This window comes from Sphingobacterium sp. UBA7038, assembly GCF_002494055.1.
Lineage (GTDB): Bacteria > Bacteroidota > Bacteroidia > Sphingobacteriales > Sphingobacteriaceae > Sphingobacterium > Sphingobacterium multivorum.
Map to the genome: position 1 here is coordinate 1 of NZ_DLAV01000007.1, position 14,448 is coordinate 14,448.

At 39.2% G+C, this 14,448-nt stretch carries 12 protein-coding genes; 8 read left to right on the forward strand and 4 right to left on the reverse strand.

Features of this window, described 5'->3' with window-relative positions:
• The 8 genes from B3H30_RS03030 to B3H30_RS03065 all read left to right on the forward strand — a co-directional run.
• Positions 1–250, forward strand: a 250-nt coding sequence (locus B3H30_RS03030) for a hypothetical protein (protein WP_286833193.1), incomplete at its 5' end; no start/stop codon positions are given.
• Positions 251–315: 65 nt separating this feature from the next.
• Entirely contained in the window at positions 316–1,059 is a 744-nt protein-coding gene (locus tag B3H30_RS03035; RefSeq protein ID WP_046673148.1) for a DeoR/GlpR family DNA-binding transcription regulator, read from the forward strand.
• Between the two features lie 23 nt (positions 1,060–1,082).
• A complete protein-coding gene (locus B3H30_RS03040) occupies positions 1,083–2,543 on the forward strand; it encodes a lipopolysaccharide biosynthesis protein (RefSeq protein WP_070561415.1) in 1,461 nt (486 codons plus the stop codon).
• Positions 2,544–3,416 carry a glycosyltransferase family 2 protein gene (locus B3H30_RS03045; RefSeq protein WP_115046389.1) on the forward strand — a complete coding sequence of 291 codons (873 nt, stop codon included), beginning with the start codon at positions 2,544–2,546 and terminating at the stop codon, positions 3,414–3,416.
• 3 nt (positions 3,417–3,419) lie between these two features.
• Positions 3,420–4,334 carry a glycosyltransferase gene (locus B3H30_RS03050; RefSeq protein WP_286833195.1) on the forward strand — a complete coding sequence of 305 codons (915 nt, stop codon included), beginning with the start codon at positions 3,420–3,422 and terminating at the stop codon, positions 4,332–4,334.
• Between the two features lie 5 nt (positions 4,335–4,339).
• The gene (locus B3H30_RS03055; protein ID WP_286833198.1) at positions 4,340–5,095 is read left to right on the forward strand and encodes a glycosyltransferase family 2 protein; all 756 of its coding nucleotides are present in this window, start codon (positions 4,340–4,342) and stop codon (positions 5,093–5,095) included.
• Positions 5,095–5,310: a DUF3820 family protein gene (locus B3H30_RS03060; protein ID WP_046673143.1), complete on the forward strand. Its 216-nt coding sequence runs from the start codon at positions 5,095–5,097 to the stop codon at positions 5,308–5,310. Before B3H30_RS03055 ends, B3H30_RS03060 begins: the two co-directional genes overlap by 1 nt.
• A 95-nt stretch (positions 5,311–5,405) precedes the next feature.
• Positions 5,406–6,392, forward strand: coding sequence for a rhodanese-related sulfurtransferase (locus B3H30_RS03065; RefSeq protein WP_286833201.1), 987 nt, complete (start codon positions 5,406–5,408; stop codon positions 6,390–6,392).
• Between the two features lie 128 nt (positions 6,393–6,520).
• On the opposite strand, the gene B3H30_RS03070 is transcribed toward B3H30_RS03065, so the two are convergent.
• The 4 genes from B3H30_RS03070 to B3H30_RS03085 all read right to left on the reverse strand — a co-directional run bounded on the left by B3H30_RS03070 (position 6,521) and on the right by B3H30_RS03085 (position 13,723).
• Positions 6,521–7,228: a DUF937 domain-containing protein gene (locus B3H30_RS03070; RefSeq protein ID WP_286833204.1), complete on the reverse strand. Its 708-nt coding sequence runs from the start codon at positions 7,226–7,228 to the stop codon at positions 6,521–6,523.
• A gap of 123 nt (positions 7,229–7,351) precedes the next feature.
• A complete protein-coding gene (locus B3H30_RS03075) occupies positions 7,352–8,878 on the reverse strand; it encodes a DUF5689 domain-containing protein (protein ID WP_286833206.1) in 1,527 nt (508 codons plus the stop codon).
• A 28-nt stretch (positions 8,879–8,906) separates the two neighbouring features.
• A complete protein-coding gene (locus B3H30_RS03080) occupies positions 8,907–10,445 on the reverse strand; it encodes a SusD/RagB family nutrient-binding outer membrane lipoprotein (RefSeq protein ID WP_286833208.1) in 1,539 nt (512 codons plus the stop codon).
• Between the two features lie 11 nt (positions 10,446–10,456).
• Entirely contained in the window at positions 10,457–13,723 is a 3,267-nt protein-coding gene (locus tag B3H30_RS03085) for a SusC/RagA family TonB-linked outer membrane protein (protein ID WP_286833212.1), read from the reverse strand.
• Positions 13,724–14,448: the final 725 nt, after the last annotated feature.

Sequence of the window (14,448 nt, forward strand, 5' to 3'; positions counted from 1 at the left end):
AACACAGGAACCTGCTGCCAGCAAGCCTACAGGCTTCAAACCGAGGTTTAAAGCCGGAGTAACCAAAACAGAAACTGCTGAACAAACACAGCTGCCCGATACGAAAGACGAAATTAAGTTAGATGCGAGCGTAAAGGCTGAACCTGAAAACGACAGCATAGAAACACAGGAACCTGCTGCCAGCAAGCCTACAGGCTTCAAACCGAGGTTCAAAGCTGGCATAACAAAAATTGATAAAAAGGAAGAATAATTTTCACTACATTTAGACTGATTTCTCAATTAATTTTAAAATTCCGATTAAAAACCAAAAGACCAATGTTAAAGGAAGAAAGACAAGCATTCATCATACATCAGATCAACCTACATAATAAAGTTTTATCCTCAGACCTCAGTGTTCAGCTGAATGTGTCTGAAGATACAATCAGACGCGACTTGAACGAACTTGCTGAGAATGGTAAAGTTCTAAAAGTCTATGGTGGAGCATTATCAAAATCATTTCAGTTCCCTTTTCAGGATGGAAACGTATATGCCAAGGAGGCAAAGAAAGAAATTGCCAAGAAAGCAAGCACTTTAATCTCCAATGGAATGACTGTTTTAGTCGGAGGCGGGACAACCTTAATTGAATTAGCGAGAACAATACCCGATCACCTGCAGTGTACGTTTTTTACTATAAGTCCATTAGTTGCACTAGAATTGGCCGAAAAGCCAAATCTTGAAGTCATTTTAGTTGGCGGAAAACTTTCACGCAATACAAACATTGTTTCGGGAGCCCAAGTCGCTAATGAACTGGCCGATCTTAAAGTCGATCTTTGTTTGTTGGGAACAAATTCTCTTTCCGTAGAAGATGGGGTGACCGATTCAGACTGGGAAGTGGTGCAAATCAAACGTGCGATGATTAAATGCTCAAAAAAAGTAGCTATTCTGAGCATTGCGGAAAAACTTAATTCAGTTCAAAAAATGAAAGTTGTACCGTTACGTGATATTTCTTATTTGATTACCGATGTCAATCCAACTGACGTTTCCCTAAAAGAATTTGCGAATACAATTGCAATACTTTAATATTGCCGCTCATTTAATTTAGCATGTCATCGCAAACGAAAAATGACTCTTTAAAATCAAAAACAACAAAAGGACTGCTATGGGGTGGTATGGCCAGTATCATCCAGCAGTTTTTGGGCTTCGGCTTCGGCATCTTACTAAACCGTAAGCTAACAGCAGAAGACTATGGTTTAGTCGCTATGATCACCATCTTTTCTGTTCTCGCTTCTGCTTTTCAAGAAAGTGGATTTGTGTATGGGATTGTCAATAAAAAAGATGTTGAACATAAAGATTATAACGCGGTATTCTGGACAAGCGTAGGAATTGGAACATTTATTTATATCGTTCTATTTTTTGCAGCTCCTCTTATCGCTTTATACTATAATCAACCAGTACTAGTAGAGCTCAGCAGATTTACCTTTTTGTCCTTTTGGTTAGGTAGTTTTGGTATTGCACACAATGCTTACCTCTTCCGGAATTTAAAAATCAAAGAAAGGGTCATCACGGGAACCTTTGCTCTTATCGCATCAAATATAGTCGGCGTTTATTTAGCCTATAAGGACTATGCTTATTGGGCATACGCGATCCAAATTGTTTCCTATAGTGGTTTCAATATGCTCGGATTCTGGTATTTTTCCAAATTCAGACCTACTTTCCAGTTCGATCTTAAACCTATTCGTGACATTTTAGGATTTAGCAGCAAAATATTGGTCACCAACATTTTTATCAATATCAACAAAAATATATATGCAGCGATCTTAGGCCGGCATTATACCGCTGAAGAACTGGGGTATACCGTGAATCCAAATCGTTGGAGCATCATGGCCCAGAATATATTGACTAATATGGTCAATAATGTGACACAGCCTATTTTAAAAGAAATAGAAGATGATAAGGATAGACAAGTTCGGGTTTTTCGCAAACTGATTTCCTTTACAGCCTTTTTAGCCTTTCCAATGTTATTGGGTTTAACCACGGTAGCACAAGATTTTATTACTATTGCGATCACCGACAAATGGGCGCAAAGCGCCATATTTCTTCAAATATTTTGTATTGGTGCCGCATTTGATTCTGTAAGCAATGTTTTCTCTAACTTAATCATTAGCAAGGGGAAACCTGAAGTTTATATGCGGAATATCATTGTTTTTGGCCTACTCCAAATTGCCATCCTATTTTTCGGCAAATCATTAGGCCTAGAACTGCTCATTGGATTGACCTCGGCATTAAATGCCCTCTGGATATTCGTTTGGTACATATCAGCCAAACCTTATATGAACTATTCATTTCGTTATCTGCTAACAGATATTTTTGCTTATGCACTATTGGCAGCGATAAGCTGCTTAGCAGCACATTATGCCACCGCAGCCATCGCCAACCTCTATCTTCGGTTTGCAAGTACAATTGGAATTGCAGTATGCAGTTATATCATCGTAAATAGAATCTTTAAACCCAGTATTTTGTTGGAATTATACCACTATTTCCTAACAGTTATCCGAAAAAAATAGATGGCCAGGATTCTCACCATAATCGTCTCTTATAATTTTGAGCCTTGGATTCACAAGTGCTTACCCAGCCTATTGGATTCGAGTTACCCAACAGATATTTTAGTTGTCGACAACAACTCGGGGGACAATACAACACAGATCATAAAAGAAAAGTATCCATCAGTAAGACTCATAGAAAGTTCCGAAAATTTGGGTTTTGGAAAGGCCAACAACATTGGACTTGACATCGTTTTGAAAGAAAAGTATGATTATGCATTTTTGGTCAATCAGGACGCCTGGCTGGATCGGGACTGTATTGCCAACTTAGTGAAAGTCAACGCAGACAATATCGGAATTATCTCACCTATTCACTACGATGGAACCGAAACAACACTGGACTATGGTTTTGCTGTCTATACAAAAAACGCCATCATCGAAAATTCTAATCGAATTTGCACGTTCGTCAATGCTGCATTTTGGTTTATCCCCAATCTGGTGATCCGAAAAGTCGGTGGTTTCGCACCGATCTTTTTCCATTATGGAGAAGATAAAGATTATGCCAACCGCATCAAGTACTACGGATTAAGCATTATTCTCGCTGAAGGAGCCAAAGCCTACCACGATAGGCAACAACGTAAAACAGACCGCAAGGCCTTTCTGAAAAGCGAATTTGTCTATCATTTGACAGAATATTGCAATATCAATTATACTTTTGTAAAAGCTTTTTCCATGGCAATATTGGCAAGTCTAAAGAAAATGGCGTCTTCATTTTTTAAAGGTCATGCTTTTGAAGCAAAAAGCTACTTAAACATTGCTTTTAGATTGCTGGGCAAAACAGGAGCAGTTTACCGTACCCGTGTGACCAACAAAAAAGCCTTCAACAAAATCTATTGATAAATGAACAATACTGCTCCAGTCATACTTTTTGTGTACAATCGTCCTGATCATACAATAAGAACACTCTCAGCTTTAGAAAATAATATATTAGCAGACCAGACCACGCTATATATCTATTCGGATGCTGCAAAAAACGAAAAATCTGTTCAGGCAGTTACTGAAGTACGAAAGATTATCAATAAGCAATGGAACTTTAAAGAGGTCATTGTTGTAGAAAGGACAGAAAATTGGGGTTTGGCAGCCAATGTGATCGATGGTGTTACAAAAGTGGTCAATGCCCATGGAAAGATTATTGTTTTGGAAGACGATCTGGAAACTGCGGTGTTTGCACTAGACTATTTCAATCAGGCACTGGAGCGCTATAAAGATCAAGATCGGGTTATGGAGATCAGCGGTTATGGTTATCCGTTAAAAGATTTAGATAAACTGCCGGAGACTTTCTTTTTTCGGGTCGCCAATAGTTGGGGCTGGGCAACCTGGGACCGCGCCTGGCAACATTTCAATCCCAATATTGATGAACTTGTATCGGATTTTACCGCCGACCAAATACACCAATTCAGTATCGAGGGAAAAGAAAACTTCTGGAAACAAGTGCAGGAATTTAGAGCCGGAAAGATCAACTCTTGGGCCATACGCTGGTACGCTTCTGTATTCAAAAAAAATGGGTTAGTTTTGTATCCAAGGAATTCAATGACGCAAAATATTGGTAACGATGGTTCGGGTACACATACAGCTGCAGAAGCTACGTATCAGGTTACACTAGCGGAAAGTCCTATACGGTATTTTCCGACGGAAATTTCAGAAAACAAGCAAGCTTATGAAGCCATCAAGTATTTCTACGCCCATCGGAAAGGATCTTTATTCAACCGTGGCATCCGATTCCTGAAGAAGAAAATAAATAAATTCAATACATAAAAAACATGTCTGCTCATCCTAAATTTTCGATTATAACTGTCGTTTACAACAATGTGCGTGACATAGAACACACCCTGAAATCTGTTGTCAATCAGAGCTATGATCATATAGAGTATATTGTCATTGATGGACAATCAACCGACGGAACGTTAGAGATCATCCAAAAATACAAGGATAAAATCGCCGTCATCCTCTCCGAAAAGGATAAGGGTATCTATGATGCCATGAATAAGGGTTTAGCCTTAGCAACAGGCGATTATGTTCTTTTTTTAAATTCTGGAGACGAGATCTATGATTTGAATAGCATTGAGAACCTCGCCAAACTGAGCGATAACGCAGATATTCTTTACGGCGAAACAATCCTCGTGGACGACAACAGGAATATTATTGGTGAACGGCGGCACAAGGTTCCGGCTCATTTCGACTGGAAAAGCTTTCGCTACGGCATGAATATCTGTCATCAGGCGATCTACATCAAGCGGGAAATCGCCGAGACATACGATCTCAATTATAAATTATGCGCTGATATTGACTGGGTTATCCGTTGTGCCAAAAAGGCAAAAAAAACGGTCAATGCACAGCAATATGTTGCCCGGTATCTTGTTGGCGGGATGTCAAAACAAAGACATCAGGAATCCTTGAAAGAGCGTTTTTCGATATTCAAACGCTACTATGGAGCCATTCCCAATTTATTCAATCATGGCGTCATTGCGCTAAAAGCAGTTTGGTACCGTCTCAATTATGGAAAACCTCAAGACTAATGTTGAATCCTGAAATTTTAACCGAACTTGTTACAGTCAAGATGCCATTTGGCAAATACCAGGGATACACCTTATGTAATCTTCCTGAGCCCTATCTCGTGTGGTATAACCAAAAAGGCTTTCCAAAGGGAAAACTAGGCCAGCAGTTAGCAACACTCTATGAAATAAAGCTGAATGGCTTGGAATACCTCCTCGAACCTTTGAAGAAAAGGTGACGAGGGTCATTTTATTCCACTTATTATTTTTCGTAGCTTTGCACTAAATTTATTTTTAGCATTAAACGCCGTTTGCAGCGGTATCAATGAATATCATGACACAATATCAAACTTTGCTGTACTATTGTTACAGCCCTATCGAGGATGCCGAAAAATTCGCATCAGATCATTTAGAATTTTGTAAATCACTGAACTTAGTCGGCCGTATCATTGTAGCTGATGAAGGTCTTAATGGAACTGTTTCAGGTACTGTAGAATCCTGTAAAAGCTATATGGATGCCATTTATGCCGATGGTCGTTTCAATAAAACAGAGTTCAAAATTGACGATGTAGATGAACCATCATTCATTAAAATGCATTGCCGCTACAAAGCCGAAATTGTTCACTCTGGTTTGAGAGATCCAAAAGAAATTGACCCCAATCGTCAAACCGGTGTGCACCTTGAACCGAAGGATTTCTTAGCCATGAAAGACCAAGAGGATGTGGTTGTATTGGATGTACGCTCAAATTACGAGCACAATGTTGGTCATTTTAAAAATGCTGTTACCCTAGATATTGACAATTTCCGCGAGTTCCCCGAGAAAATCAAAGAGCTCGAACAATATAAAGGAAAAAAAATATTAACGTACTGCACAGGCGGTATCAAATGTGAGAAGGCATCTGCTCTCTTGTTAAAAGAAGGCTTCGAGGATGTTTATCAATTACATGGCGGCATTATCAAATACGGAAAGGAAGCAGGTGGTGAAGATTTTGAAGGTCAATGCTACGTCTTTGACAATCGTGTTACTGTCGATGTAAATTCTGTCAACCCATCCGTGGTATCAACTTGTTTTAACTGTGGCAAGCAAACCACTAAAATGATCAACTGCGCCAACCCAACTTGTAATGAACATTTCACACAATGTGATGTGTGCGGCTGGGAGATGGATGGATGCTGTTCGCCAGCATGTAAGGAAAATCCCAATAAACGTGAATATGACGGAACAGGATATTATGTCAAGGTACCTCAACCCGTCAATATTGACAAAATCAGCAAAAGAAAACATAAAAATTTTCCACCGAAAGTATCGGCCGAAGATTAATACAAATTGAACAAACAGAAAGCGGTCGGAAGTGTAGAACTTCCGACCGCTTCCTGTTTAGGATCTGCACCATCTTAGCTTCATCCCATACTAGCTTTTTATCAAGAAAAATAATAACCGAACACAGCTTACTTGCCAAACATACCGGCGATTGAATCAAGAATATTGCCCTTTGCCTGCCCATCGTTATTTTTATCAAAAAAACTGCCTGCCAATCCACCCAACATGTCGATAACACTACCTCCCGATGCCGGCTGCTCAGTTGCTTGCGCTTGTTCTTCTTGGCTACCGCCTAAGAAAGAGCCTAATATACCACCCAACATACCGCCACCTGCATTTTGTTGTGTTCCACCACCAAGCACAGAGCCGATCAGATCACCAATCCCACCGCCGCTTGAAGCCTGCTTTTGTTGTCCTAGATACCCCATTACTATCGGAGCAAGTGTAGCCAATACTCCGGTGACCTGAGAAGAACTCAAGCCTGCTTTATCTGCTATATGCTGTGTCACGACTTCGGTATTTTGGCCGAACATATGGTTGACAATTTTATTGCCGTCTTCAGAAACATTTTGCTCACCGCCCTGTTCTGCTCCACCCTGTCCAAAGAAATCTCCAATTTTATCGAGTATCCCGCTATTGCTATGCTGGTCAATAGCCTTATCAATATTTTCCGCCTGCCCCTTGTTTTTGGCATTGTAATTCAATGCTGCAATCATCAAAGGAACTGCCGCTGCTACAATCCACTTGGCTTTAGATTCACTGACACCAGTAATTTTTGAAATAGTCTCTATCGCTTTAGAGCCTACTCCACCTGTAACTAAATCTGTTAAGTTCATAAGTCTTCGTTTATAGTTATATAATGAATATAACAAAAATATGTTTTAGCTCTACCAATTTTTGGATAACGACATATTTCTATGGAATAAATAAAGGGGCTGAGGCCCCTTTATTTATATCGTTTATTGTTCAATTTTCGTTGACAATTCATTTTCGATTTCACTCAGCGCGGACGCCTTAGTCATCTCTATATTATTCTGAGATCGTGCAGATGTCCATCTCGCTAATGACGTATTATATACCCCTCCTAGGCTCACAAAATACCCCACATCAGCTGTATTATATTTTAAGAAAATCGTATTGGTTCCAGCCATAAAAAAAGGCTGCGACTTTAAGGACAGCGGATCAATAACGTCATAAAAATCATTGTTTGTAATACGGTAACCTTTCGTTCCATCTGTCAATGCACCGCCTCCGGAGATATACATAACATCCACAGGTTTTGTTGCTTCTGTCACGGCCGTCGTATTAAATACTGCTATACCAAATGCATTACCACTATTAGCCATGAGTCCACCAGTTTTGGTACCAATACCATCAAAACCATCCTTGGCAACATAATCATAATTAATGACCCATTTTGCATTCGAAATATCTGTTGAGCTCGATCCATTAATTAATTTATATTTTCCACCTACATAGAAATATTGGCCCTTTGCAACAGTTCCAGAAGTAATATTCAGTTTATACGTCCGCATTCCTCCTGTCGCCCAACCTTTTGCAGGGACACCTGTTGGCGTAGATGCATTCGCATTATTACTAACAATAACAGCATAAGGAGTTTTCGAAAAATCGATATCTTCAATGGCTAAAAGCTGAATATATTCATAATTTCCATCCCCGCCTTTTACATCGCTGGCGAAACCGGAAATGGCTACAGGCGTATGTTCAATCACCGAACTCAATTCCTGAATATCCGATTCTTTACGCAAAACTTCATAAGGAATAAGCTTACCTTCGGAATCCTGCTTATTAAAGATCACACCAAAATAATTGGCCAAAACACTTAAATTTCTTTTAGCAAACTTTGCCGATGATTTCGTTTCCAAATTTAAGTTACCGAATCCATCATTCAGAACCTTTTGCCCTTCTAAAATGTCTCCAGCAGCAGGCAATGGATTAAAACCGCCTTTTACGATCGCAACCAACGTACTTTCATATTTATCCGGATTTGCCAAAATATCTTTTGCAGTCACGCGATTATTGGGAATTGGTTTATCCGAAGCAATCTTTACAATATTTGATTCGGCAACGTTTTTTAACTGCAGAATCCCATTTTCCCGCGTCAGCTCACTCCCAACAATATTGATTTCAAGGGAATCTCCTATGACATAATTTTCCGCAGCCTTTCCCAAGGGTATTGTAATACCACGCAGCTGTCGCAAGCGTCTACGATCTTGGATAACCAGGTATCCATCCGGAAAGTTTCCCTCTCGATGGTCGGAAACCACGACACCGGCAATTGTTGTAGATCCATCCAAATTATCTTGGTTGATTTGTACAGGTTGTCCTTTATAAATGTTTCTGACATCGAAAATACCGATATAGGAACTAACCACTCCGCCCGGATAATTTCCGTCTTTGCTACAAGAACCTAGAGCAAATGCACTCATGAATCCCGTTACTATATAAAAAATATATCTTTTCATTATCTACGCATTAATTTTATAAAACCTATTATCGTCTCTGCCACCATACCTTCGTATTAATCTCATCAGCCCCTTGCTGTGCTACAGCCAGCTTATAGTTTGTAGGGTTTGCCGACTGGACATAAATTGGATACTTTAAGCGGGCAGGCATTTCCCCACCATTTTTTAAGCCAGTCCCCTTAGGTAACGAAGGATAACCTGTCCTCCGAAATTCAAACCATTGCTGACAGTCTACAAATAATAGAGCATAGTACTTTTGTAGATGAATCATTTCCATCTTTTTCTCGAAACTGTAGTTTTCGTCCCAATTGATATCGCCATTATTTAAATAGTCTTCAATAGGCTCGGCATAAGTCGGCAGCCAAGTTGTAATCCCTTTCATAACTCCATCTTTATAAAGATCGCCTGCCTTATCTGTATAGAATCCTTTTAATGCGAGCTCTGCTTTAATAAACAGCAATTCGGAACAATTCATAATCATTCCCGTCAACGGTTCGTTCATCATGGTCTTCACAGGAAGATTATTCACCGTTTGATCATAAGAATAAAAATAGGACTGACGCTCCCAACCTTCACCAGGAGCATAACCGCTTGGAATACCGACAAAATTCCCACTGATAGGTGCAATTCCGAAACGATTTACACCGTTAGAACCATATGTCGGAATGTTAATTCGTGGATCGTTCCAAGCAACCAAATGATCAATAAAAAAATTCGCTAAAGATGATTGACGAAAGTCTTGTGCTCTCACATCCATAAATGGAGAGATCAGGGGTGACATACCAGTCCAACGCAGAATAGCCGAATCATCATTACTTGACATTAACGGGTAAGAAGAGGTACTATTAACTAAAATATCATTAATTTTTGAGCGAACCAATGTAGCAACTGCTGGATCAGACTGTCCGGAAGCTCTTAATAATAACCGTAAAAATAACGAGTTCCCAAACTTGCGCCATTTGCTCACATTTCCATTGTAAATGGGATCGTATTCTCCTTTGATTGCCGTATTTTTTGACAACAATACATTGGCAGAATCTAATTTATTAAAGAAATCCAAATAAATTTCCTTTTGCGTATCAAACTTAGGTTCTAAGATATCTTCGCCCAATCCTCTTAAGGATTCTGAGTAAGGAATATCCCCATAAGTATCGGTCAAAATAGAAAAACCCCAGGTCTGCATAATTAGAGATATCCCACGATAGGATGCATTATCATTGATTCCACCGTCCGCTAATTTGTAAATTTCTTTCACATTTTTCAGTTCTGGATAAATGGAATTCCAGGGACCATCAGAAACTGTATTACGTATATCATAACGGAATATGCGGTACTCACCATCACTTATACTGACCGTTATCTGCATCAGCTCATTATTTAATGAGCGATTACGAGACATATTAGACGCAACAAGATCCCTAAATGCAGGCTGCATTAATTGATATGGATAAGCGTTTACACTGTTATTTGGATTTGTATTAATTTCTTCAAAATTTTTATCGCACGATTGCAAAAACATTGCAATCGCAATTAGGATCATGCCTATGAAATTGAACGATTGTTTCATTATCTATAATGTTAAAAGCCTACAACTAAGTTAAAACCATAAGTTCTCGTAGAAGGGAATTGAGCAATTTCAAATCCTTTGACAATATCTGTCCCTGACAACGTACCAAATTCCGGATCAAAGTTTGGCCAGTTTGACCAAATCACAAGGTTTCTTCCATAAACACCAACTGAGGCCTTTTGTAATTTCAAGCGGTTAACAAATGCTTTGGAAAAGGAGTAATCAAATCGAGCTTCCCTAAACTTGATAAAGTTTGTAGAAAAGGTGCTTCCTTCCGCATTATCCTGCCCGTAATGAGAGCGATAATATTCATCCACATTGGTTGCAATGACATCATTTTTGCGATAGGTACCGTCGGGATTTTGAACAACACCGTTTCCAATAATTCCACTATAACGTCCAGGAAGTGTATTTTTGGTCTTTCCTTGTTCGGCCAATTTATAATGTGTCAAGGAATGGGCAACCCCACCAAATTGTGCATCAAACAATAAATTTAGTCGGAAACCTTTATATCTAAATTCATTACCTAAACTTACTTTTCCTTTAGGAATCGTATTCCCTAAGTAAACCACGTCATCGGTCAATAAGGCTACACCGCTTTTACTATCATAAATAATTTGTCCATCTGGAGATCTTTTATAACCAATACCATATAGATCGCCCATTGACCCACCTACTTTTGCCACTAACTGCCCCCCTGCTACAGGTCCTGTCTGAAGAATCATAGCCGAGTCTGCCAATGATATAATTTTATTTTGATTCATAGAGAATGTCGCGAATACTTTCCAATTAAACCCATCTTTAATTTTAATTGGAGTACCATCCATGGCCAATTCTATCCCTTTATTTCTAACCTCCCCTGCATTGACAACTTTCTGCCTACCACCGGTGGAAGCATCAATAGTCCTTCTCAATTGTTGATTTCGCGTATTACTCTGATAAACAGCAACATCAAAACCAAACCTATCCTTAAACATACGCACCTCAGTACCAAATTCGATGGATTGTGTACGTAACGGTTGTAAGTAAGGATTTACAATCAATGTGGGGACTTGTAGCCCTCCAGGATATTGGCCACCAGCATTTTCATAAGAAAAATCAATGATATAAGGATCATCTCCACCACTTCCCACACCTGAAATCGAACCCCGCAGTTTCGCATAATTAATAGCCTTGGGCAATTTCCATAATTCTGAAGCGATTAAGCTTGCATTTAAGGATGGGTAAGTAAAATATTTTTTCTTATCTGGTGCCATTGCAGACGCCAATGTACTTGCCCAGTCAATACGATAAGTTCCGTCTAAATATAGGAAGTTCTTATAGGCTGCGGTAAAAAGTCCATAGACACCATTTCTTTGCACATGACTTTTATAAGGTAAGTTAAGAATAGGTCCTTTTGCGTTGGCCATTACATAAACTCCCGGATACGTGAGAGAGTCTGCACGCATTTCATCTTTATGATAACGATTATCATTCGTACTACCGCCAATTGTTCCAGACACTTTCCAATCTTTGTTTATCTCATTTTCATATTTTAATAAGAAATCCAAATTGGTTTCCCGTGATGAAATGGACTGGGTTCTGTAACTACCATAAGGCATTTTTGCGCCTGCATCGTAAGGCCTTTTTTGTTCCCTATTCTCATAAGCCATGTCCAAAGAACTTCGCAACATCAAATTCCAATGTTTATTAAACTGATAATTGGCTTGAACATTCCCTGTTACCCCTTGGCGATCAGTACCATTGATAAATTCCCGAGATATAGCATACGGATTTTCAGGATAGGAAGAAAATGGATACTTGATTTTCTGCCCCTCTGCGCCTTGCACCCAATAATCCTTCAACCAATTCATATCCGCATTTGGCTGCCAGAAAATAAACCAGTACATCAAAGACTGGTTTCCATATCCAGCTCCGGGCAGATTGTCAGACCATTTATTCGTATAATTTACTTTAGCATTAATCTGGAGTTTGTCACTCACCTTTGAATTTACAGATAATGCTACCGTATTTCTTTTGTACCCCGTATTTGGAACGATCCAGGTATTATTGACGTTCGTTGCAGAAAACCGAGCTGATGTTTTATCCGTTCCACCATCGATACTGACCGAATTGGTGAATGTTTTTCCGACATCAAAGAACGACTTCAGGTTATCATAAGGACGCCAAAGCGTACGTTCAGTTCCAATTTTTTGTGTAACCGGATCATATTGATAAAAATATTGGCCATCAAATTTTGGTCCGTAGGCTGAACTGGTCCCTGAAGTACTAGTTCCATCTTCTGTGGTACCATAAGAATAATAGTCTGCACCATCTAGTCCCTGTCCGTACTCATACTGTAAATCAGGCATTCGATTAATAGCTTCAAGTGAGGTATTTGAATTTAACGTAACCCCAATGCCTTTTTTCCCTTTCGCTCCAGACTTGGTAGTAATCATAATAGCCCCATTTGCACCACGTTGCCCATACAAGGCTGCAGCACTGGCACCTTTTAGCACCGTTATATTTTCGATATCCTCCGGATTGAGATCATCTATACCCGACCCGTAGTCTGCAGGCATATTATCGGATCCTGTACCATACGCACTTTCGCCCGCATTTGCCGTCTTACGTCCGCTTCCTTCATTTACAACGACACCATCGACGACGATCAATGCCCCAGGGTCTCCATTCAAATTCGTTTCACCCCTTAAAATAATTTTGGTAGATCCAGTAGGACCTGCATTGGAACGCATCAGATTCAACCCGGCCACTTTACCCGACAACGCGTCACTCCAGTTATTGGAAAGTGCGTCAGTCAATTGCTCTCCTTTTACAACTGTTGTCGCATACCCTAACTCCCGCTCTTGTCTTTTAATCCCCAATGCAGTGACCACAACCTCATCAAGCGCTTCAGACGTTGGATTTAAACCAATCTGGACGTTGGTTTGAGCGACCTCAAAATTTCTCGTTTGAGCCTCATAACCGATCATCTGAAAACGGATTTTCCCCCCAACTTCGATATCTACCTCAAAATTACCATTCCGATCCGTAGAACCCTTCGTCACTCCACCTGAAAGTATAGATACTGAAGCCAGTGGCTCCTTGGTTTTATTATCGACAACTTTTCCTTTGATTTTAATCTTCCCTTGATTAAAATAATGAAAAACACTGTGGCCCCGCTCTAACGGAATCGCTGCCCCAGCTACATCCATATTACAGGCAATTGCTAATGCCGTAAATAGCACTTTCGAGGATGAGTGCCTGAGATTAATTTGGATAGGGTTAATACTAAACATAGTTATTGGCGTAAATTGTTAATTTTCAATTTGGCACAAAAATATATCCCTAACAAAAAGTCTGCTTTAACTTAATGTTTTCTTTTTGTTAACAATTGTTTCGAATAGCATTTCCTTTCATCATGCTATTACGATTTAAAATTTTAATAAAATGCTATAAAGTACACTCTGATGAGATCACCACGCATTAGGCCGCCTTAAATACATTTAAAGACGAAATTTATTTGGCTATTTTTTACTCAAATCTAAAATAATTAATAATATTTAAAAAACGAAATAAATCGAAATAACTTAAAACCCCATTTTAGAATAAAAAAATCCAGAATTATTTAATCTTATATAATTTATGAATCCATCAGAAAGATAGGTAACGGAGGGTTATTGGACGTTTTCAGTAAATTTCTTAGCTCCTTTAAATAGCTATTTAGTATTTCATATAACTACTATATCCATACTAGAACAATGCTGCAACTATCATGGAAATACACGGCAACTTCCATGATAACTACGACAAGAATAGATTCCAATGGGCACAGCTACCACTAGGGTAAAATCGAGTGAGCAAAGTTTTGGTATCAACACTCCTGAAGAAAACAAAAAGGAGGCTGTCTCAAAAAGGCAGTCTCTTTTTTTTCATTATCTAAGGTTTATTATTTGTTTTAACGGTTTGATTTTCATATATTAATAGTGTAAACAAAAAGGATATATGCCATCTCAAAGACCTA